At 60.0% G+C, this 21888-nt stretch carries 17 protein-coding genes; 8 read left to right on the top strand and 9 right to left on the bottom strand.

The annotated features are described in order from the left end of the window. Positions 1 to 162: 162 nt before the first annotated feature. Positions 163 to 990, bottom strand: a complete 828-nt coding sequence (locus VMF11_00975; GenBank protein HTU68865.1) for an NAD(P)H-binding protein — start codon at positions 988 to 990, stop codon at positions 163 to 165. Between the two features lie 450 nt (positions 991 to 1440). Between VMF11_00975 and VMF11_00970 the strand changes: the two genes are divergently transcribed. From VMF11_00970 to VMF11_00940, 7 genes are read left to right on the top strand one after another with little or no spacing between them, the layout of a single operon-like run. Then, positions 1441 to 2964 carry a hypothetical protein gene (locus VMF11_00970; protein ID HTU68864.1) on the top strand — a complete coding sequence of 508 codons (1524 nt, stop codon included), beginning with the start codon at positions 1441 to 1443 and terminating at the stop codon, positions 2962 to 2964. Between the two features lie 12 nt (positions 2965 to 2976). Continuing rightward, entirely contained in the window at positions 2977 to 4125 is a 1149-nt protein-coding gene (rffA, locus tag VMF11_00965) for a dTDP-4-amino-4,6-dideoxygalactose transaminase (protein ID HTU68863.1), read from the top strand. Next, entirely contained in the window at positions 4122 to 4844 is a 723-nt protein-coding gene (locus VMF11_00960) for an amidohydrolase family protein (GenBank protein HTU68862.1), read from the top strand. The genes rffA and VMF11_00960 overlap by 4 nt, the downstream gene beginning before the upstream one ends. After that, positions 4841 to 6004 (top strand): pyridoxal phosphate-dependent aminotransferase, encoded by a 1164-nt coding sequence (locus VMF11_00955; GenBank protein ID HTU68861.1) that lies wholly within the window; start codon positions 4841 to 4843, stop codon positions 6002 to 6004. The genes VMF11_00960 and VMF11_00955 overlap by 4 nt, the downstream gene beginning before the upstream one ends. Positions 6005 to 6027: 23 nt before the next feature. Further along, positions 6028 to 7227, top strand: a complete 1200-nt coding sequence (locus VMF11_00950; protein HTU68860.1) for an ATP-grasp domain-containing protein — start codon at positions 6028 to 6030, stop codon at positions 7225 to 7227. Further along, positions 7224 to 8213, top strand: coding sequence for a glycosyltransferase family 2 protein (locus VMF11_00945; GenBank protein HTU68859.1), 990 nt, complete (start codon positions 7224 to 7226; stop codon positions 8211 to 8213). The genes VMF11_00950 and VMF11_00945 overlap by 4 nt, the downstream gene beginning before the upstream one ends. Then, the gene (locus tag VMF11_00940) at positions 8194 to 8829 is read left to right on the top strand and encodes a hypothetical protein (GenBank protein HTU68858.1); all 636 of its coding nucleotides are present in this window, start codon (positions 8194 to 8196) and stop codon (positions 8827 to 8829) included. The genes VMF11_00945 and VMF11_00940 overlap by 20 nt, the downstream gene beginning before the upstream one ends. On the opposite strand, the gene VMF11_00935 is transcribed toward VMF11_00940, so the two are convergent. From VMF11_00935 to VMF11_00910, 6 genes are all read right to left on the bottom strand, one after another. Further along, a complete protein-coding gene (locus VMF11_00935; protein ID HTU68857.1) occupies positions 8804 to 10765 on the bottom strand; it encodes a hypothetical protein in 1962 nt (653 codons plus the stop codon). The genes VMF11_00940 and VMF11_00935 overlap by 26 nt on opposite strands. A gap of 91 nt (positions 10766 to 10856) precedes the next feature. Beyond that, positions 10857 to 11732 carry a WcbI family polysaccharide biosynthesis putative acetyltransferase gene (locus tag VMF11_00930; protein ID HTU68856.1) on the bottom strand — a complete coding sequence of 292 codons (876 nt, stop codon included), beginning with the start codon at positions 11730 to 11732 and terminating at the stop codon, positions 10857 to 10859. 2 nt (positions 11733 to 11734) lie between these two features. Further along, entirely contained in the window at positions 11735 to 11989 is a 255-nt protein-coding gene (locus VMF11_00925) for an acyl carrier protein (protein ID HTU68855.1), read from the bottom strand. Further along, positions 11986 to 13614: an AMP-binding protein gene (locus VMF11_00920; GenBank protein ID HTU68854.1), complete on the bottom strand. Its 1629-nt coding sequence runs from the start codon at positions 13612 to 13614 to the stop codon at positions 11986 to 11988. Before VMF11_00920 ends, VMF11_00925 begins: the two co-directional genes overlap by 4 nt. Positions 13615 to 13618: 4 nt before the next feature. Next, entirely contained in the window at positions 13619 to 15061 is a 1443-nt protein-coding gene (locus VMF11_00915; protein HTU68853.1) for a sulfotransferase, read from the bottom strand. Beyond that, on the bottom strand, positions 15058 to 17235 hold the full coding sequence (locus VMF11_00910) for a glycosyltransferase (protein HTU68852.1): 2178 nt from the start codon (positions 17233 to 17235) through the stop codon (positions 15058 to 15060). The genes VMF11_00915 and VMF11_00910 overlap by 4 nt, the downstream gene beginning before the upstream one ends. A gap of 153 nt (positions 17236 to 17388) precedes the next feature. On the opposite strand from VMF11_00910, the gene VMF11_00905 reads away from it, so the two are divergent. Beyond that, positions 17389 to 19515, top strand: coding sequence for a hypothetical protein (locus VMF11_00905; GenBank protein HTU68851.1), 2127 nt, complete (start codon positions 17389 to 17391; stop codon positions 19513 to 19515). A 40-nt stretch (positions 19516 to 19555) separates the two neighbouring features. On the opposite strand, the gene VMF11_00900 is transcribed toward VMF11_00905, so the two are convergent. Both VMF11_00900 and VMF11_00895 read right to left on the bottom strand, forming a co-directional pair. Next, on the bottom strand, positions 19556 to 20278 hold the full coding sequence (locus VMF11_00900; GenBank protein HTU68850.1) for a sulfotransferase family 2 domain-containing protein: 723 nt from the start codon (positions 20276 to 20278) through the stop codon (positions 19556 to 19558). A gap of 4 nt (positions 20279 to 20282) precedes the next feature. Next, positions 20283 to 21884 (bottom strand): acyl--CoA ligase family protein, encoded by a 1602-nt coding sequence (locus VMF11_00895; protein ID HTU68849.1) that lies wholly within the window; start codon positions 21882 to 21884, stop codon positions 20283 to 20285. Positions 21885 to 21888: the final 4 nt, after the last annotated feature.

The raw sequence follows: 21888 nt of genomic DNA, 5'->3' as shown, positions 1-21888 counted from the left end.
TTGTAATCAGCCGAAACGGCAACATCACGATTCCGGCAAGCACAACGAGCGCGAACACAAGAAGCGCCGCGATCGGCCCAGGCGTTATCGGTTCAAAGGCGCGCGCACATGTCGGATCGGTTTCATGCAACGCGAGCCGTTCGATTTCGGCGTTTGGCGGTTTCAGTGTGTCGAACAGGTGAGGCCGTCCTCGTGTAATGATCGGAATCGCCTTTTCACAATAGGATATTCCGGAATCTCAAAGGTCCTGAGGTTCCGCAGGCCGCGAAGGTTCTCCGCCGTCACCGGGACGTGCAGCCCAAGCCGCTCGGCGATCAGCGCCGTGGCGAGAAGTGCGCTATACGGCAGGCTGACGATCGTCACGCGTTTTCCCGCTCGCCGCCCTATCTCACCGTAGAGCGCGCGCAGCGTCGTTGGGCGCGATGCGGCAAGCAGATAGACGCCGGCAGCACCTTCACTGATGATGTCGAACGTTGCTGCGGTCAGGTCGTCAATCGCGATCGTGTAGACCGGGCGCTCACCTTCGGTTAGCGGCGCCACTGGGAACCGGCTGATTGAACGCGTCATGGCCTCGAATAGGCCGCCGCCTCCGATGATGAGTCCGGGGCGCAGCACGATGTCCCGCGCTGGATCGAGCATTGTCTCGATCGCGAACTTCTCTTTTGCATATCGCGAAGACCCGGTTTCACTTGCGAGAAGGGACGAGACGAACACGATCGAGGCCACGCCGCTACGCCGGGCCTGCTCAAAGAGGCGCTTTGCGGCCGAGATGTCAGCGCCTCTCCCACCGTACGCGCAATGAATCAGTACATCGACCCCGCTGAGGTCGGGCACCGCGGGGGCCTCCAACCCGTAGGGACGGACGGTGATTCCCATGCGTGCAAGTGCCGGGGTCTCGCGTCGGGCGAGCGCGTCGATTCGCCAGCCTGCGCCGGCGAAAGTCTGTATGAGATGGCCACCCACGAATCCACTCGCGCCGGTCACCGCCACGCACTTCATCTCGCGCCAAACACCGACGCACGCAGCAGAGTTGGCCTCACAAGTTCGACGAGGTCGGTCATCCGAAGAGCCGTTCCTAAAGCCTTAGCCCGTGGCTTTGTGAAGGGGCCGTACCCCGATGGCCTGGATCGGTCGCCGTATTGACGGGAGCAGTCCCCTCGCGGGGCTCCCGAGGAGGAGCATTCCTCGATGTACTGATGCGCCCTACGAAACACCCCCGCAGGAGTGCGGCCTTAGGCGAGCGCAATCCGCGCTCTGCTGTGATGGGTTCGAATCGGTACGCTCCTTCGAATTTCATCGTAGTTCGACCGTAGTTCTTTTTGATCGGCGAAGATCATCCGCGGTCGAATCGGAGTTGACGTCAGACCTTTGGGGGCTTCTGTACGCATGAGGGTTCAAGCGGGCCGGCGCGAGTATCTGGTTGCTCTAGGGATCTTTGTAATGATCACCATGATCCTCACGAGCTACAAGGTACTTGACGTGAATGCGCTCGAGGGGGACTCGGCGGCGTTCTTCCAGGCGACCGAGAATCTCGCAAGCAAGGGCGTCGCAACAAGCCAAACGTTTGGGGCCACCGTCGCTTATTTGTTCCAGAGTGGTTATCTCAAGATGACTGCCGACGAACTGGCAAAGAGCTCGCTCAACGTACCGTCCCCAATGACGGACAACATACTACACGGTCACGCGTATTACGTGCTGTACCCCATATCACTGTTTGCAAAGGTTGTTCCCGCCAAGATCCTGTTGATGGCGCTGTTTGCCATAACCTTCGCCGGTGTTTTGCTGATAGCATACGTTGCACTTCGACAAAGGAACGTCTCTATTCTTGGCGCGTGCCTTTTTTGTCTGCTCGTCGCTTCGCACCCCGCCTGGTGGCAGCCGGTACTGTGGGGTCAGTTTTATCCCGACAGACTGTTCGTTCTTTTCGGCCTTATCTTCATGTATTTGGCGTCTCGCGATAAAGTGCCGATGGCTGCGCTGGCTTTCATGGGTGTGCTGTGCGCCGTGACGAACGAGCGGGGCGCATTGATGGCGGGGATATTTCTTCTCGCTTTCGTTGTTTTGTATTGGAAGCAGCTCGCGGCGAAACGAGTTCCCATGCTGATACTGGGGTTGTGCCTGGTCGGCTATGCCGTGATCCTGGTCAAATTCGTGCTCGTAGACGTATACTATTCGCACTACCTTCCGATAAGCATAAAGAATCTTTTTTCTGAGTTTCGATATCCGCCTTTCGCCCAGAAGACGGAGCTGTTCTTATTGGTCAACTCGCCGCTGCTTTTGTTGTCCCTCTTCGCACCGCGGATGGCTGCAATAGCTGCGGTGATGATGCTGCCGAATCTCATTGGAAGTATCGGCGGTGGCGAGAAAATAGGGTGGTCGACGCATTACTCGTCATATTATTTCCCAGCGCTGATCTGGGCCGCGCTTCTTGGCTATGGGGGACTGTTTCGAAGGGCCGCGCTACAGCGACGGCGAGTGCCTTTCTATATTGGAATCGTCGGGCTAATTCTATTTATTAGCATGATTAATTGGGCGGCATACGATCCGATCAGCATCCAGCCGGCCAATATCCGTGAAAGCCTCTTCGAGCAGCTCCCAGGAGCGATGAGTACCTATTTCGGCGAGAAGGGTGTGGAGGGACGCGCGGAGGCCGATGAGATCGATGCCGCTGTTCCAAGAAATGTCATCGTATCCACGACCGAGTCCGGCATGCCATTCCTGTATCGTAGTCGCACCTTGCAGTTCTTCCCGGCCGATATAGATAGCGCAGATTATGCCGTGCTTTGGTCCGCGAAGCAGGTCAAGACTCGGGTTTATAACGGGGCCCAGACACGTCTCGGTCCGGCCGAAGAGAAGAAGATCAATGACGTGGTGATACGGCGAATGAGAAGGGATGGGTACGATTTCAAACATGCGGCCTACTTCCCCGCGCTTGGTTTGGCGGTGGTAAAGCGATTGCGTTAACATGGAAATGCAATGAAAATCCCGTTTAACCGTCCGGTAACAATGGGCAACGAGCAGCGGTATATGACCGATGCGATAGCACGTATGCACATCTCTGGAGACGGGCATTACACGAAGCTGGTCCATCGCTGCCTCGAGGAAATAATGGGCGGCGGTCGCGCCTTGATGACGACGTCATGTACGCATGCAATCGAAATGTGCGCCCTTCTGTTGGACATCGCGCCGGGAGACGAAGTGATCATGCCGTCGTTCACGTTTGTCTCCACGGCGAATGCGTTCGTGCTGCGCGGTGCGCGCCCGGTGTTCGTCGATATCCGCGCCGATACGCTCAACATCGACGAAGCACTGATCGAGGAGGCGATCACGAAGCGAACGCGGGCAATCGTCGTCGTTCATTACGCCGGCGTCGCATGCCAGATGGACGCGATCCTCGATATTGCGCGGCGGCATGGGCTCGCTGTGATCGAGGATAACGCCCACGGCCTTTTCGGTGCGTACAAGGGCCGTCCACTCGGGTCGCTCGGCGTGTTCGCGACCCTGAGCTTTCATGAGACGAAAAATGTGAGCTGCGGCGAGGGCGGCGCGCTCATCATCAACGATCCGGGCTACGGTGAGCGGGCGGAGATCGTTCGCGAAAAGGGCACGAACCGCAGCCGGTATTTTCGTGGGCTCGTCGACAAATACTCATGGGTTGGTCCCGGGTCGTCGTATCTGCCAAGCGATCTGCTGGCGGCGTATCTGTATGGGCAGCTTGAGGCTAGCGGAGAGATCCAGCGCCGGCGTCAGTCGATTTGGGACCGGTATCACTCCGGCTTGCAAAGCTGGGCGGAACGCAATGGCGTAGGCCGGCCCAACGTTCCGGGCGAGTGTCAACCGGCCTACCATCTCTATTATCTGCTGCTCCCGTCGCCGCGCGTTCGGGATGCGCTGATCGACATGCTGCGTTCGAATGACATCGAGGCCGTCTTCCATTACGTCCCGCTTCATGTCTCCGAGTACGGTAAAGCCCTCGGCTATCGCGCCGGGCAGCTTCCGGTTACCGAATCGGCAGGCGCGTCCCTAGTACGCTTACCGATGTACAATGACATGACGGTCGAAGAACAGGATCGAGTTGTCGAGGCGATCCGCATGTTTCGGCCTCGCGTGGCGGAGAATGTATGACTACGCCGAGGATTTTCGATGCTCATGTCCATGTCCATCAGGGGCTCGCCGCGTACGATCTCGAGGTCACAGGTAAGAACATCATTTTCAATGACGTCGCGTCATATCGAGAACACCACGCGCGCTATCGGTCCGAAGGCACAACCGTATCGCTCGTTCTCGATCTTGGTCGCGAAGCGGATTTCGTTCGCAGCGAAGCTGAGGCCGGCGGTCTTGCAGCGCTGAAAATTCATTCGAGACTGCAAAAAATCACCGCGACCGGCTGGGATGCGGTTATCACGCGCCTCCGGCCGATGCCGCCGAACCTTCCCGTAATCGTCGATGCCTTCTATTACGGAAGCAACCTGGATTGCCAGCCATCGCTCAACGGGATCATCAGCCTGCTTTCCACCTTTCCAGAGCGGCGCTTTGTGGTCGCGCACTCGGGCGGCCATCGTATCCTCGAGTACTTCTTCCATCTTCGTGAATTCCGGAATTGTTGGTACGAACTCGCGCTTTCGCTGCAGTATCTCGAGGATTCATCTGCGTTGCTGGATCTCAAAAAATTGATCAAATTCACCGACAAGTCCAGAATCCTGTTCGGGTCGGACTTTCCTTTCGCTTCGCCACGGCGTCAATATAAGATACTTCTCGAGATCGGGAAGGCGCTCGCCCTCACCTCCGAGGACATGGATCGTATCCTCTACGCCAACGCTGCTGAATTGTTGGGAACAACGTGACGGCACCGCGGCTCCCGGAACGCTCAGCCAACGTCGCGGCGATCGTCGAAGCGATGTCGATCAAGTTCAACACGATGGTGTATGAACTCAAGCGCGCCGGAAAGTCCGTGAGCGTGCTGAGTCTCGGCGAGGCGTTTTTCGACCTACCCGTGGCCGACGTCCGCGATCTACCGCATCCACAGATCTTTCACTACTCGGATTCGCGAGGCATTCCCGAGCTGCGGCGGAGCATCGCGGCGTACTATGGTTCTCGGTATGGCTTGACGGTCGATCCGGAGGCGGAGATCATTCTCACCGCCGGCTCGAAGCTCGCGATTTACATGGCGCTTTTGGCGGTGCTCGATCCGGGCGACGAGGTGTTGATTCCTGAGCCGGCGTGGGTCAGCTACAGCGAACAGGTCCGGCTCTGTCACGGCGTCCCCATCGGAATCCCGTATACGGAAGGTGTAACGGCCTGGAGCGAATACATCACGGGGCGGACCAAAGCTCTGGTCATCAATAACCCGCAAAATCCGACGGGCTATCGATACTCCGAGAAGGAGCTGCAGTACGTGGTGGAGGTTGCGCGACGGCATGGCCTGTGGGTTCTCTCCGACGAGGCGTATAGCGACTTCACACCCGACGCCGAATTTGCGTCGACGGCCCACTTCGACCAAAGCAAGAGCCACGTCGTGGTGTTCAACTCCATTTCGAAAAATTGCGGTATTTCCGGATGGCGGCTGGGTTACGTCATTGCCAATGCCGCACTCACCGATCAGATTCTGAAGGTGAACCAACATCTCAGTACGTGTCCGGCGACGATCCTCGAGTATTATATCGAGAGACATTTCTCCGACATTCTCACGGTTACCAAACCGCAGATCGCGGCACTCTTGGAAAAGCGGTCAAGGGTTGCGGCCTTCATGGACGGCATCGGCCTGAAGTATCTGCCGGGGGACAGCACGTTTTACTTCTTTGTTTCTATCGCGCCTTCGCGGCTCGGGTCTGAGGCGTTTTGCGTTCGGCTGCTCGAGGAAAAACACGTCTGTGTCGTACCTGGAGTGGGGTACGGTTCTAGCTGCGACGGCTTCGTGCGCGTCTCGATAGGAACGGAGTCCTTCGAGAACGTCACCGCAGCGTTAGCTCAAGTCGCAGCGCTCGTTCGGGAAACCGCCGGGTGAGCCCGGGAATTTCGCGCAAACGTGTGCACGTTCTTGGGGGAGGTGCTTGGCAAATCCCCACGATCCGTCTCGCGAAGAGTCTCGGTTATGCGGTGCTCGTGACCGACATGTACGAGGATGCCCCCGGTTATGCTTACGCGGATGACCATGAAAGAATCGACATTCGCGATAGGGCGCGTACGCTAGCTTCTGCGCGTCAACATCGAATCGATGGGATCATCTGCGACACGACCGACGTGGGCGTACCCACGGCTGCATACGTGGCCGACGAGCTTGGACTGCAAGGCATCGGTTACGAAACCGCGTTGCGCTTTACCGACAAGGCTCTGATGCGGGAAGCTGCCGCGAAGGCCGGTGTGCTGCAACCGGCGTATGTCGTGCTTTCCGGTGCGGAAGAACTCGGTCAAATCGCAGAAATGCGGTTTCCGTTAGCAGTGAAACCGGTGGACAACCAGGCAAGCCGCGGTGTTCACAAGGTCGGAAGCCGAGCAGAACTTGAAAGCGCCGTTCGGGATGCGCTCGAGCACTCGAACGTCAAGCGGGTGCTGGTCGAAGAATGGATCGACGGCACGGAAGTAACCGTCGAGGGCATGTGCTTTGGGGGGCGCGTGAGTGCCCTAGGCATTTCGGACAAAGAGCGCTACGCACGAACCCCGCAGATCGCGTCGCGGTTGACGTATCCTCCTGCGATGAGTGACGAGGTGGTCGCCGCGATTCGCCATGCGAATGTCGCCGTGATCGGGGCGCTTGGTCTGCGAACCGGCGTTACGCACGCGGAATACGTGGTGACGCCGGATGGCCGTATCTATTTCGTCGAGATTGCCGCGCGCGGTGGCGGAAACCGTCTATACACGCATATCGTACCGTATCTTTCCGGGGTCCCGCTTCCGCGGTGTTACCTGGAATGGACCTTAGGCAGCGATGACCCGTGGCCGCAACCCGACGGGGTGGCGCGTGCGGCGATCCTCGATTTTTTCGACGTTCCGATCGGAACGATTCGATCGATCGAGGGAGTTGCGGAAGCCGCGCGCCTTCCGGGAGTTGCCGACCTAGGCCTTGAACTTTCAGTCGGCTCCAGCTTCAAAGGAGCCGAGAATGACCGGGCCCGACCGGGCTACGTCGTCGTTTACGGCGAAACCCGCGCTGAAGTCATCGCCATTGCCGAACGGGCGAAGCAATTGGTGCGGATAGAGGTCGAAGAGCAACGAGGGATCGCACTATGATGTTATCAATCGTCGCGACGCTGTTTAAATCGGAATCGACAGTCGATGAGTTCGTGCGGCGTTCATTTGCATCGGCCGAACCTCTCTTCACCGACATCGAGATGATCCTGGTGAATGATGGATCGCCCGATGACAGCCTTCAACGGGCGCTCAGACTTCGCGCCGGCGATCCGCGCATTACGGTAGTCGATTTATCGCGGAACTACGGCCACCATAAGGCAATCATGACCGGCCTCGCGCACGCGCACGGGGATCTCGTATTCCTGCTCGATAGCGATCTGGAAGAACAGCCGGAGTATCTCGCCCAGTTTTACCAAAAGCTCGAGGAAACCGGTGCTGACGTCGTCTTCGGCGTCCAGAAGAGCCGGAAGGGCGGTCTCTTCGAAAAGGTGTCGGGGCACCTGTTCTTTTGGGCGGCGAACAGCATCTGCGATCAGAAAATGCCACCCAATACGATAACCGCGCGGCTCATGACCCATGACTATGTACGTGCGCTGGTGCGACATCGTCACCGCGAGTTCGTTCTTGGTCATCTGTTCGTCATGGCCGGCTTCGTGCAGCAGCCGGTTAGCGTGGTCAAATTGTCGACGTCCCCGTCCACGTATACACTGGCGAATCGGTTCGACATGGCTATACGGTACATGACCACGACCTCCACGAGGTTGCTCTATTTGGTTCTATTCACTGGCCTTACGATCGCGGGCATTGCGGGTGCCGCGATCGTCTACTTTCTGCTCCAGTATCTTTTCGCCGGCATTCACGTCGACGGATGGACGTCGACCATTATGTCAGTGTGGTTCTTCGGTGGCCTCATCACGCTGATCTTGGGCATCCTCGGCATTTACATTGCGAACATCCTGTCGGAGAGCAAGCGCGGGCCCTACACGACGATACGGCGGCTGTACCGCACGAACTTGGGTGCTGACTTCCGCAAAAGCGTCTCGCGACCGAAAGACGGAGATGAACATGTCTACGGGCACCGATGACGCGACCCCGGCTCAGGATCGGAGAGGAGCGCCGTGGTATTGGAACCCAATTTGGCTCCTCCCCGTCGTGATAATCGCTCTCAGCTTATGGCTGGCGCACGTCTTTTCGGAGAAGCCGGCACCGCCCATTGTAAACGCGCCTGTCAACCTGGCAACGACCGGATCAAATCTTCTGGAAAATCCCTCGTTCTCGCAAGGTATGCAAGGCTGGGTTGAGTACCACAACGCGCAGCCGATGCAGGTGACGATTAGCAAAGGCAGCGGTCGAGTGGACATACGTATTGACGGAGCTAAAAACTCGGTTCAGGAAGTTTATCAATTCCTGGGCGCGCCGCCGGCCGGATCGCTTATTGCAACCGGCCGAATACGTATCTCAGGCGCGCCGCTGCCCGGGGATACGTCAGCCGGCATAATGTTCGTCGATTCCTCAGGCCGAGGAACAATGGGCTTCAGCGCTTGGAGAAAGAACGGCTTAGGGACGTTCCCCTTTGCATTTGCCTACAAGCCCAACGGCGTTGCTCGCCAATTCGTGCTGGCTGTCATTGTCGGCAAAGTATCAAATAACAAAACCGTCGTTTCCTTCGACGACCTCAAGGTCGCGAAGGCGAAGGACTGAGCCGCAAAAAGACGTCGTAGTATTCGTCCGAAGAAGCAAGCTCTGCGAAACCGTGGTGCGCGAGCTGCTCGCGCAAAGAATCGAGCTCGGGAACAGTTAGCACGCCGTGTTCTCGCCGAATAAGGATCGCCCCGACATGATGTTTGTGGAGATAGGCGAGTGCCCGGTTCCGATCGATCGCCGCCGCAAAGTCGGCATAGCGTCCGGTTCCGAACCAATCGCCGAAGGGCTCCCAGCCGTACAGTTCGGCGTAGTACTGAATGTCCGCGTTCACCAGCAAAACGGTTCGGTCGGTGCGTGGCACCCGCGCCGCGGAAATCAGCACCGGTTCCGATTCCTTGTAGCCGCTGAGGAGCTGCTCGAGAGCGGACTGGTCGCTCGGCATGATGGCAGCAAGCGAGTTGTATGCGAGTGAAGAAAAATCGCCCATAAACTCGAGGGCGGATGGGCTGGGGACGGCCATTAATGCCGCAATCGCCGGAGCCGCCAAAATGCCATAACGTATCATAGATGCGTAGTAAAGAAGTAGGCAGCCCGCCGAGGCCGCGACGGTCGGATAAAAGAGGAGCGTGTAGCGCGCAAGAATCGACGTTGCAAAAAGGTAGACGCAGCCGCCAAGCGTGATCCAGACGAGCGAAATCAGCGAGACTTCCGCCGTGCTCTTCTGCGGCTTGAAGGTCAGTGATAATGCGGCGAAGACGGTAACGTAGAGACTTAGAACCACCGCGCTGACGCCGTATTCCCGAAACTCCGCGCTGTCCGCACTGCTAAAGAGCCTGAGCGGATAACCCTCGATAGATCGAAGCGAGACGTTTTTGGGGCGCAAATCCTCCTCCTGCAGTTCGATATCGGTCCGCGAAAGATCCGGGTCGGTTCTTCCCAGAGCCATGTGCAAGAACGGCGGAAGGGGATCGCCGTCGGCGATCAGATTGCGCACGTACCACGGGAGCGACAGCACACATGTCGCCGCTAAGATTACGGCGATGCTTGCGGCACTGGCGCGCGAACGACGCGCCGCGATGATCATGAAAGGGCCGAAGAGTGGGATGAGGACCACGTACGTAGGTTTCATGCCGGCGAGGAACGCGACGGCGAGTACCGCGCCGAAAAGTAGCTCCGGCGCGGAGCCGCAGATCACCAGCACGATCGCTGCGCTCGCGGCTGCGAAAACCATGCTCGACATCGCGTCGGGCATCGCTGTATCAACCCAGCGAAAGAAAATCGCCGCAATCACCATACTCAAAGGCATGACTGCGTAAACTACGCATGCGGCCCCGCGTCCGAGTGGCGACCGTAAGCGCTGTCCGGTCTCGTCGACGGTAGCGATCAAACCGTATATGGACAGCACGGCGCACGTCCCGACCATCCAATTCAAAAATGGAATGTAGCGCCCGATGCGGAGCACGAACATCCACGCGTAGACGACCTCCGTGTTGAAGGTGTAATAAGGAAAGCGAAAATGGTGATCGACGAAAATTCGGCCCGCGCGACACCATTCGTATGCGTAAGCCAGATGAAAACGCACGCCATCATCAGAGTAGTCAGGGAGGGCGGCGTGGGCGCTGAGCACCAGCATGGCAAAATACGCGACGATGCCGGGTCCTACGACAGCGTTGCGAACGACCGCGAGACGGGTGTGCCACCAGCGCGCTCGCAGCTCCCTTGGGGTCAGAAAAACGAGCAGCACGCCGTTGATGGCGGTCGCGACATACCACCCAAGCGGTGTCATCAGACCCGCAAGGCCAAGCCCGACGCCTTCGAGCCCGTAGATTGCAAGACCTGAGGCCGTCGCTACGACCAAGAGCAGCATCGCGCGGCCCGAGCTCGTCTGGCCCACCGGCTCGCGGCGCCACACTACGGAGCCTGTCAAATAGAAAATTGCCCATAGAACATGGGCGACGGTCAAGCCGATTGCAATCTGGGTGAGTGCGTACACTGGTGGGCCAGTTTCTCTGGCGCCGGAAATGGCGCCTGGGCGTCATATCGCTTCGAAAAGCTTCCCGCGAGCCGGGCGTGTCACGGCTACCCTACTCTGACGTCGCCTCCTGGGGCGAGGTTCGAGCCGCGACCCCATGCTCAATCATCTCGCGGAAGTATGATTCGTATGTTCGCGTTTCGCCGTAATATTGCCACTGCTCGTTTCGGTCGTACCAAGCCAAGCCGAAATGATCCGCCACCTTTGGATGGATCGGTACAGCGATAGGTCCGAGCACCTCGCTTGGAAAGCATTCTGCGAAGAACGAGGCGTCGAGCGTCATGCCTGCGAGACGAGGTTCACTCGATGCGCCGTGGGAGAGCAGAGCATTTATGAGAACCCGAAGTAAGTCGTGGGTCGGATGATTTACCGTCCAAAAGAGTCTCTCGCGCGCGAAGTGCTCGAGAATATACGCAGCGATTTTGACGTCGCACTTCGCATCGCGCTGCTCCAATCGCGCGCGTTCCAGGCGCAGAAATTTTTCGAGATCAGGCAACTCCTGGTCGGAGCGCTCGAGGTAATATTCGAGCACTTCTGCGGCCGTAGCGCCACTTTGGATCCGACGTATGATGGCCGCGTCACCGTAACTGAACCGCCCATGCGGGAAGCGCGGGGGCTCAGGCACGTTTGCGGGGTTGACCGAACCAAGCGGCCAGAGCAGATGCAGATCAGCGGCCGGAAATCTAACGCGCTTTGCACCTTCCGGAAGCTTCTCCGCCGACGGAAACGGCGCTTTAGCATCATACTGCTCGAATAAGAGTCGGCAGCGGGCTGCGTCGGCCTCGTTAAGGATGCCGGTTCCTTCCGTCGGATGCTCGAAGCTGCGGAAATATACCACGTCGTAGGCTGCCTGCACGCGTGGATGTTTGCGAAGCACCGTGGCGACTGCCTCGGCTTGGCAGTTGCCGTATACGATCAGCGTTTCCATCTTTAGACGTGAGACCGAGCCGCCTCGACCAAGTCGACGAGGTCACCAACATTTCGAGCTTCGTAAACGCGGTCGAGCGGAAGATCGATGCCGAAACGCTCCTCGATTGCCATCAGCAGCAACGAATGTGAGAGCGAATCCCACCCGGGAACGTCGGCGCTCGTCGTTCCCGCCGCGATCGAGTCACCGCTGCGAAGCGCAAACGTGCGCACGATCGCCTCGCGTACCCCGCTAAAGCTCTCCTCCCTATCGCTCATACGTTAGTCTCGGCTCCGGCAAAGTCCCCGGCAAGATAGAGCTCCTTGTTTTTGTTGCGACCGATCTTTCCACTGGTCGTCTTGACCAACCGGCCCGCGGGAAGCACCACAACGGCGTGAACCGCGAGACCAAACCGCTCGAGCAGGGAAGCCTTGATTCCGACTGCGGTCATTGCCGGTTCGGCGGCGTCTTCATGCTCGGCAATCACGACCAGTCCCTCGGCGCCGGTAGCGGGATCCTCGACGGTGATCGCGACCGCGCGACCCGGGATGCAGCCGGGCAGCTCGCTGACGGCCTCCTCGATGTCGTGCGCATAATAGTTGCGGCCGTTCACGATGAGCATGTCATCGAGCCGGCCCGTTACAAAGAGCTCGCCTCCGTCGACGAATCCGAGGTCTCCCGTTGCGTACCATCCGTCGCGAAGTTTCGATCTGGTTGCATCGGCCAGCCCGTAATAGCCGCTGAAAAGAAAAGGGCTCGTGACCGCAATCTCGCCGACCGTCCCATTTTCGGCGAAGTTCTCGCCGCGAGCGACAGCAACCCGGACTCCGGGGAGCGGCTCACCGCAAGAGAGTACACCTCGAACGGTGCGCGGTGCGCCGCCGAGCTTCGTTTGCGTCACGCCGAATACATTTTCGGCCATCGCGTAGCTTATGGCCAGCATCTGCTCGGTAACCCCGCAATCACGAAAGCGGGAAAGGAACCGCTCGAAAGCCCGCGGTTTGCAGGGCTCCGAGCAACTGATGAATGCGCGCATCGAGGAAAGATCCCAACGCGCGCCCGGCTTGGTCGCATTTGCGAGATGCGCGAAGGCGAAGTTGGGAAGCCAGGTCAACGTTGCACGATATTTTTCAATGGAATCGAGCAGCAAACCCGGCCGCATCACCCATTCGAATGGGTCCAGGGCGACCACGTGCAAGCCGCGCAGAACGACCATCAGAAAGCTCGTGATGAACCCCATGTCGTGATAGAGCGGAAGCCATGAGGCGACGCGGTCGTTCGAATCGAGGCCGATCGATTCCGCGTAGGCGCCGACTTGGAGGTCGATCGCGCGGTGCGTGAGCATCACGCCCTTCTTGAGTCCTGTGGTGCCCGAGCTATGTTGAAGACAAGCGACGCTATCATACTCTGCGTGGAGGCCGGGGTACTCCCGAGAATCCGGCGTTACGAGGGCTGTCTCTTCCTCGACTACGATTGGGACGCGCAGATGCGGTAAGGCTGCGAGAGCGGTGTCGCGATTCTCTTTGTAGGTTACGATCAGCGCCGGTTCAATCCGGGCGAAAAGCGTTTCATGATCGGACCAATAGAGATCGCCGCGCTGTTTTGGCGTAGGAAACGGCATGAATGACGGGATCGCGCCCGCCAGCACGGCGCCGAAGAAGCTGTAAAAGAGATGAGGGCTGTGCCGGAGGATGATGAGTACGACGGCGCCGGGTGCTACACCGTGCCCGCTAAGGAACCGCGCGTACGCGCAACTTCGATCGTAGAGCTCGCCGTAGGTGATCGCCTCGTCCTTGCCTCGCGAGAGGAACGTGCAAAACGGCTTTTGCGGGGTCAGCGCCGCAGCGTCGCGCAAGCGCGCCGCAAGGCTAGAGCCCAGGGCGATGTTGGGATCGGTGGGCATCTTTCTAGACGACGGCCTCGACCATTCGATGGACGATCTCGTTTTGGATGTCGCGCAACTTGACATGCGCGGCGTCATCGTATTCCCATGGCGTCGAGACCGCTGCCTTGAAGCGTTCGTAGAGTTCGGAAACGGCGCTCGCGCTGTCGGGTGTTCGATCGATTTCGTCATATGCGGCTCGGCGTTCGTCGGCGGTGAGCGACGAGGTGTTGATCCGCTCCCCGAAGGTGTCTATCGCACGCGGAAAGTCCGGTTCGTCCAGGAACGCAAATAGGTCGCGAAGGGTGGCGGCGGGCTCGGCGTACGTTTCGTACGGAACGACGCGCACGAACTGCGGGCCCAAAGCCTGATAGGCGAGCAGGCAATTGTTTAACTTTTGCAGCCACATCGAGCCTGCCGTCTCCACGTCCATCGCCAAGCCGCCGGCGCGGTGAAAGTGCAGCATCGATGCAATCACGTCACGGGGATCGCGCAGAACGCAGACGAACCGCGCCGCCGGGAAAAGCTCGTGCAGCAAGAGGATGCAATCCGCATTTTCCGGGGTACCGTCGATCCAGCGCTGCTTTGGCGCGAGGGCGCTCCGGCGAAGTTGAAAATGCGGATGATAGCGCGGATCAAGGCCGGAAAGGCGTTTCAGCGCAACCTCTTCGGCGCGGCGCTTGCTCGTGGTCGTGACGAAGCGGTCGATCGCAGATCCGAGATAGGCCATATACTCGCTTCGCGTTACATCGTAAACGCCAAAGTAGTGGACGGGTGCGTCGGTTGCGACGGCGTACGCGGCTAGAGCCCCGGAGCCGAGCAGTTGCAGCCAGCGCGTTTCGTCGAGCGCCCAGATGTTGGGATGCTGCCCAAGCGCCCAGGTAAGAACGCTGGTTCCCGAACGATAGGAGCCCACGACGAAGATCGGGCGCGGCAATTTTTCAAGCAGCGGCGTCGTTCGCTGCGCGTTCGCGTCGACTTCCGTCCACGCCGTGCGCTGCGGCTGTTGCCGAAGCTCTTTGCCGACGGAAATATCATGCAGGATAACCGCCAGCTCCCGCTCGTCGGCCTCGGTGGGCGGAGCGCTCAGTTCGCTCACGGCCGTGATGGTAAAGCGCTTCCCCATCGGGACGTTGACGACGGCTCGGCGTACTTCGTCGGGGCCGTCGAACTCGAGCACGGCTTGCGCAATGCCGTCGATGTAGATGTACGCGGCGAACGGAAAATAGCGGTAGAGCTCGGTCGGACCGGACGCTAGAAAGATTTCCAGCTCGTACCACGGCGCAGGCCCCGAGAGGGTCGCGTCGATCTCGGCGACGCGCGGTAGCCACTCGGGCGACTGATCGAGCCAGTACGTCGCGTCATACCGCCGGTTGAGTTCCAAATGAGCCGGCGCTGCGACGGCGAAGCGTTCCCGCGCCGCCGCTATCGCCTGTAGGAGTGAGGACGTATCGAGCTGCGGTCTCATCGAGCTTCCAACATCTCGCAGATTCGTGGGCCAACTGCTTCAGCCGTGAATTCGCCCAGTAGCTTATCCGACGCGCTCGCGAATGACGACCACGTTGCCTCGCTCGTGTAGAGCCGGACTACGGCGTCGGCGAATGCTTCAGCCGTATCGGCGATGTAGCAATTCTCCTCGTTGCGTAACGGGAAGCCCTCGGCCCCCACCGTTGTCGTAACCACCGGCAAGCCGAATTCCAAACTATGACCGATCTTTCCCTTGAGGCCGGCACCGAACCGGATCGGCGCGACGAAAACGCGACTGCGCTCGAAGTACGACGATACGTCGCGCAAATAACCGGGGACGCTCACGCGATCGGTGGCGAGGTTTCTCACGGATTGCGACGGATTGCTGCCGAGCAGAGTGAGGGTTACGCCCGGCAAACGCGCCCAGACGAGCGGCATGATTTCGCTGCAGAGCCATTGCGCAGCGTCGACGTTGGGCGGGTGGTTGTAACCACCGATGAAAAGGATACCGTCTCGATCGCCAAACGGTCGCTGCTGCGCGCTCCTCGTATTGTGAATCGTCGGAACGATCACCACGTTCGACACACCGCGTTCCACGAGCGCCGCACGCTCCTGGTCGTTGACGGTGAGCGTGATGTGCGCCGAGCGCGCGGCGCCGACTTCGATCCGTTCCATCTCTTTCCAGGCACTCGAATCGGGATCGTTCAGCAGTTCGGCTTCGCGCTTCTTTCGTACGAAGTGGAGATCGATCGTATCGTATATGATTCTTGTGGCGTTGTTGCGCCGCACGATCGGTGCATACTTCTCGAAAAGCTCGGGACGGCAAATCCAAGCAAAATCGAGCATCGGCAGCGTCTCGTCGAGGGCTTCGCCGGCCGGACGACCCTCCGGCACATGATGCAGCACTTCGATCCCCAGCGCTTGCAGCTCGCTGGTATAGGGCTGAAGTGGAGCGTAATTGTCCGGAAGGAAGAACACATAATAGCCGGCATCGACAAGAATCTTCAATATCTTGAACAAACGATCGGAGCCGGCTTCTTTGTCGTAGAGCGGGACGTAAGAGTCAATGATGAGGATCGTGCGTCCGCGGCGCCGTCGCGCGGCATTGGCTACGTGCTTAGCGTCACCGCCTGCCTGGCGCTGGAGTACGTCACCCCATTTCTTTGCGAACTTGACGCGGTTGAATTCTTGAAAGCGTTTTGCCCCGCTCGCGAGATCGGTTCCGGAGGAGAGGCCCTCGCGATGAACGACCACGGATCGCGGCTGATAGACGACGCGCAATCCCAGGGTCCGAAGACCGAAGCAGAGATCGGCGTCTTCGTAATATGCCGGTGCATACTGATCGTCGAAGCCGCCGAGGTCGCGAAACGCCGCCGCACGGACGAGCAACGCTGCCCCCGAGCAGTAATCGACCTCGCGGACGAAATTGTACCGGGGATCGTCGGGATTTCCCGAGCGCCCGTAATTCCAGCCGTTGCCGTCGCGAAAGATGATCGCACCGGCTTCCTGCAATTTTCCGTCGGGATACACGAGCTTGGCGCCGACCGCGCCGATCCGATGGTCGGCCTCGGCTACCGAGACGAGTTCGTCGAGCCAAGCGTTGCGAACGATCGTGTCGTTGTTCAAGAAACAGATGTACTTACCGCGCGCGATCGCGGCTCCGCGGTTACACGCGCGCACGAACCCCTGGTTGCTTCCGTTGCTTACGACGTCGACGCCTTGCAGCAGCGCGACGAGCGCGCTGGTCTCGTCCTGGGATCCGTCGTCGACGAGAATGATTTGTACGGCGAGCGTTTCAAACCACGTGTCGGCAATGGATTGTAAGCAGGCTACGGTCGCATCGATGTGGTTATGCGCTGGAATCACGACGGAGACGAGGGGCGTTTCGCTCAACGGCCGCGCCGCGGCACGCGCGTGCCAGGCTCCGACGAGTCGTGCGTACTCCGCCTTTGCGAGAAGAGAGTGGGTATTGATGCCGAGTACGGACGAGGGCCGGTTGATCGGCGCCGCGCTTGCGTAACGCGCCCCGAACAAGCTTTTGGTCGACGACCATAACGCGCGTAGGCCGAAGAGCCTACTTCTTGTCACGATGGCATAGTCGGAACGGAGCTTATTGAGAAGTGCCTGTTCCTCAGAAAGCTCTTGCAGGGCCGCATCTATCTGGGCCTGGTCCACGATTCCGAATTCCTCCGGGCCGAAATCGCCACCTTCGCAGATGGTCGCGAGTCGCACAGTGAAGGGCACCTCGCGATCATGCCTAAACTGTGACCCGTGGCCTCCTTTTCGGCGTGGGACCTAACCCGGACAGCGCAGGAATCACCCATCATCGTGACCGGTATGCATCGGTCGGGAACGTCGTTTGTTGCCTCGCTCCTTTTGGCCGCCGGCGTTCACATGGGCGAGCGTCTGATGGAGGGCAGTAGGGGCAACGAGCGCGGCCACTTCGAGAACCTGGACTTCGTCGAATTTCAGGAACGCATGCTTCGCTCGATCGGCTACGACGAGGCTGGCCTTTTAGCCGCCGGTCCTGCGGCGATCGAGGCGGATTCTTTTAGCGACGATGCGTACGCCGAGGCGCGCGAAATCCTTGCTGCCAACGCGCGCGAAGGCCCGTGGGGCTGGAAAGATCCGCGCTGCACGCTGCTCTTGGACTTCTGGGCCCGCGTCAGCCCCGGTGCGTTCTACGTTCTGCTCTACCGCGAGCCGGCCGAGGTTCTCGACTCGCTGTTCCGCCGCGGTGACGCAACCCTCGCCACCACGCCGGAGGCAGCCGCTCGAGCGTGGCTCGCCTACAACGAAACCCTGCTGCGGTTCACCCGCATGAACCGGGCGCGCTGCGTGTTGGCGAATTCCGCCGTCGTCGCGCGCAACCCCGAGGGCTTTCTTTCGATCGTCGCGTCCCGGTTTTCGATCGAGGTGGACACGAGGGCGCCGTCGACCTACGATCCCGACCTGAGTCATCAAATGGCGCCGGAGCGCGTCGAACCGGTGCTGCTGCGCTACCTGCTTCCCGAAACCGAGCGGCTTTTCGTCGACCTCGAGGGCGAGGCGGATCTTGCGGCCGGGGTCTACCGCGACTCCCCCGTCTCCTCCAAGCGCGCGCGCGCCGTTTTTTTCGAGAACTGGGCGGCGGAACGGCGATCGGCCGGTGCGGCAGTCACGACGGAAGGGCGGGAGACGGCCGAACTGGAGGCCCTGCTGCTGGAACGTGAGAGTGAGCTTTGCGAAGCGCGCACGCTGCTGGCGACCGCCGATGCGGAAATGCGGCGGGCGCAGGGTGCATTCAACGAGCAGACGGCGCGAACGACGGCGGCGGCGGAGCAGCTCGCCGCATTGCAGGCGGGCGCGCACGTCACCCAGCTGGAACTCGTTCGCACGCAGGAGCAACTTCAAGCGGCGCGCTCCGAGCGCGACGGGGCCTTGATTAGGCTCGACGAGCGCATCGCCTCGCTCGCGCGTGCCGAATTGCGCGTCGTCGAGCACACCGAGCGCTTTCACCAGGCGGAGGTGGAGCTCGCGAAGATGAGCGCGCAGCTTCATATCGCCCAACACGAGCGCGACGCGTTTTCAGAGCGGATGGTTGAATCCGAGCGACGTTCCGGCGAGCTTGCGGCCGAGTTGATCGGTACGAACGATCGGCTGCGCGCCGTTCAAGCGGAGTTCGAAGCAGAGATGCTGCGCGCTCGTACGTTCGTAGCGCAAGCTGCGCAAACGCAACGTCGTGCAGACGACCTCGTGCGCGAACTCGACGCCGCGAACAGCCGTGTCAAGGAACTTCACGTTCACGTCGCGACGATCGAGGAGCGCAGTGGCGCGGCGATTGCGGAAGCTGCGTCGACGAGAACCGAGTTGCTCGGCTGGCTCGATCAACTCGAAGGCGTTACGCAAACGCTCGCAGCGGAGCGTGAAGCGACGGTCACCCTGCGCTCGCAGTTCGAAACGGAGCTCGCTGAGAGCCAAGTCCGGCACGATGCAGAGATCGAGAGCGCCCGGACTCGCATAAACGCACTCGCGAACGAACTCGAGAACATGCGCGCCGAGTACGAGGTTGCCTCGGAGTCGTTTGCTTCAGCCTTAGAGGAAACCCGCGAACGCGAGGCGTCTTTGCGGGCAGCGCTCGCTGAGGTGCGCACGGCCAATGCCATGCAAAACGAGGCGGTGGCCGCGGAACAGCAAAGGGCGGCTGCGGTCGCCGCCGAGCTGAAAGAATCCTTAGAGCGCGAACTGGCCGTGCGGACCGAACTCGAAGCGCTGCGCGTCCAGCACCGCGTAACTCACAAGACGCTGGAAGAAACCTCGCTGCGCTTCCTCGAGCACGTAAACGTCAGCCTTTCACGGACGCGTGAAGAGGCTCAACAGATCGCGGGAATGATTGACGAAATTCAGTCCAGCCGCTTTTGGGCCTTCAAACGGACGGTTTCTCGGCTGCTTGGGCGGAGCGACACGCGCCGATAAAACCGCGTTTTTGCGTCCGCGGCCGGGCACCGCCGTGGCGTCAATCGCCGAAGATTGGCCTTGAGGACATCCTCTTAGAAAAGGTGTACCCGAAACGATCAATATCCCGCGAGAAATGACGTGCGACGATTGCGCGCGTCCTGGGTGTGTAGTAATCCTCATATGCCTCGTGTTCGGAGCGGTTCTCGTGTGGAAGCGCGAGCGTGAATCCGAGTCTCTCGCTTACCTTGCTTAGGTCCGATTCGAGGGATTCATACCGGCCGATGAATTCAACTAGGAGCCGGTCCGACGCATCCGCGAGCATCGAGCTCATGTCTGAGCGCAACGCCGGATAAAGCCGCACATAGTCAGAGAAAGTATCACAGCGATCCAGCATTGCGACTACGTCGGGATCAACGGATCGTGTCTGCGGTTGCCGTGCACGCCCACGCTGGTAATGGTAGGTCGAAACGACGAGATCCCAGGGATTGCGAACAAAGGCGAATTTCAGGTACTGATTCCAGAGATGCTCGTTTACAAGTTCGCGCAGTGCCGCCGCAGGAAAATGCGTTTGCGCAAATCCGTCGAGCGTCGTGGAAGAGGACATGCGACGCACGTGGCTTACGATCGGTCCGGCGTCGTTGCGGTCGCGCAGGATGTCCCACAAGCCGCGTCCGGCGAATTCGAGATTATCGTCATAGGCGCGTAATGCGCTCAGGATCGAGGAGCCGGCCGCCTTCGGCACATGGATGAAGATGCAGCGAAGGGCATGCGAAACCGGCATGCTGTCAGTTGACGCGCTTGGCGCGGCCGGCCCACTCACGTTCGCGCAGCACGAACTTTTGGATCTTGCCGGTTGACGTCTTCGGGAGCTCGGTGAACTCTACGGCTTTCGGCGTCTTGAAGCCCGCCAGGCGTGCGCGGCAGAAGGAGATGATCGCCTCGGCATCCGCGCTCATCCCGGGCTTCAGTGTGATGAAAGCCTTCGGTACTTCGCCCCACCGGTCGTCGGGAGTCGCGACGACCGCGACCTCCAGCACGGCCGGGTGTTCCATGATGACCTTCTCGACTTGCACGGTCGAGATGTTCTCGCCGCCGCTGATGATGACGTCTTTCATGCGATCGCAGATCTCGATGTAGCCGTCGGGATGCATCACCGCCACGTCGCCGCTGTGGAAATAGCCGCCCGCAAACGCGCGCTCGGTGGCCGCCGGGTCGTTGTAGTAGCCCTTCATCACGTTGTTGCCGCGCATGACGATCTCGCCTTGCGTCGTGCCGTCGGCGGGAACGTCGTTCATGTCGGCATCGACCACGCGAACGTCGCGCGACGCGACGGTGAACATCGCCACGCCCTGCCGCGCCTTCAGACGTGCGCGTTCGTCCATGCCGAGTTCGTCCCACTGGTCGGTTTTCCAGGCGCACACGGTGATCGGTCCGTAGGTTTCGGTCAGGCCGTAGACTTGCGTGACCGTTGCACCGAGTGCTTCCATCTGCGCGATCGTGCGCGGCGCCGGCGGTGCGCCCGCCGTCGTGACGTTCACCGGCCGGGCGAAGGGCTTCGCGCCGGGAAGATTCGCGATCCCGACCAGCACGGTGGGCGCGGCGCAGAAATGCGTGACGCGCTCACGCTCGATCGCCTCGAGCACTGCAGCGGGTTCGACCTTGCGCAAGCAGACGTGCGTCGCGCCGGCGGCGGTCACCGCCCATGGAAAGCACCACCCGTTGCAGTGAAACATCGGCAGCGTCCACAGATAGACGCTCTCCGGGCGAAGGTTGGCGTGGAATATTTCTGCCATGGCATTCAAATACACGCCGCGATTGGTGTACATCACGCCTTTCGGCTGACCAGTCGTTCCGCTCGTGTAGTTGACCGAAATCGTGGCGTCCCCGCTCGTGGGTTCGCTCCGGGTGGGCTGCGGTGAAGCGCGGTCGACCAGCGCTTCGAAATCGAGCGCCGAAGCGATTTCTCCGGGACCAATGCGCAGCAGCGTGGGATCGGTGCGCCGTTGCGCCACGAGGTGCTCGAACTCGGCGTCGTAGATAACGACCTTTGCGCCGCAATGCTCTAAGATATACGCAATTTCGTTTGGCGCGAGCCGAATGTTCAGCGCGCAGAGTATGCCGCCGACGAGCGGCACGGCGAAGTGTGCTTCGAGCAGTTGGTGTACGTTCGGTGCGATCACCGCCACGCGGTCGCCCGGCTGGACGCCCAACGTACGCAATGCATCCGCGAGGCGATAGACGCGCTCGAGCAGCTCGGGATAGGTCAGGCGCTCAGAATCGTAGACGACCGCAGGTTTTTCTCGATAGACTTCCGCGCTTCGCTCCAAAAAGTCGATCGGATCGAGCCGCCGCAGGTGGACCGGTGCGCTGACCGGCGGAGCGCTCACATCA

It is taken from the genome of Candidatus Baltobacteraceae bacterium, assembly GCA_035502855.1.
Taxonomy (GTDB): domain Bacteria; phylum Vulcanimicrobiota; class Vulcanimicrobiia; order Vulcanimicrobiales; family Vulcanimicrobiaceae; genus Aquilonibacter.
This window is presented reverse-complemented; position numbering and strand designations above follow the sequence as displayed.

Coding starts and splice junctions, on each gene's coding strand:
- VMF11_00925 (HTU68855.1), bottom strand. CDS start 11,989: ATGAGCGATAGGGAGGAGAGCTTTAGCGGGGTACGCGAGGCGATCGTG.
- VMF11_00970 (HTU68864.1), top strand. CDS start 1,441: ATGATCACCATGATCCTCACGAGCTACAAGGTACTTGACGTGAATGCG.
- VMF11_00960 (HTU68862.1), top strand. CDS start 4,122: ATGACTACGCCGAGGATTTTCGATGCTCATGTCCATGTCCATCAGGGG.
- VMF11_00915 (HTU68853.1), bottom strand. CDS start 15,061: ATGAGACCGCAGCTCGATACGTCCTCACTCCTACAGGCGATAGCGGCG.
- VMF11_00900 (HTU68850.1), bottom strand. CDS start 20,278: ATGCCGGTTTCGCATGCCCTTCGCTGCATCTTCATCCATGTGCCGAAG.
- rffA (HTU68863.1), top strand. CDS start 2,977: ATGAAAATCCCGTTTAACCGTCCGGTAACAATGGGCAACGAGCAGCGG.
- VMF11_00940 (HTU68858.1), top strand. CDS start 8,194: ATGTCTACGGGCACCGATGACGCGACCCCGGCTCAGGATCGGAGAGGA.
- VMF11_00930 (HTU68856.1), bottom strand. CDS start 11,732: ATGGAAACGCTGATCGTATACGGCAACTGCCAAGCCGAGGCAGTCGCC.
- VMF11_00945 (HTU68859.1), top strand. CDS start 7,224: ATGATGTTATCAATCGTCGCGACGCTGTTTAAATCGGAATCGACAGTC.
- VMF11_00920 (HTU68854.1), bottom strand. CDS start 13,614: ATGCCCACCGATCCCAACATCGCCCTGGGCTCTAGCCTTGCGGCGCGC.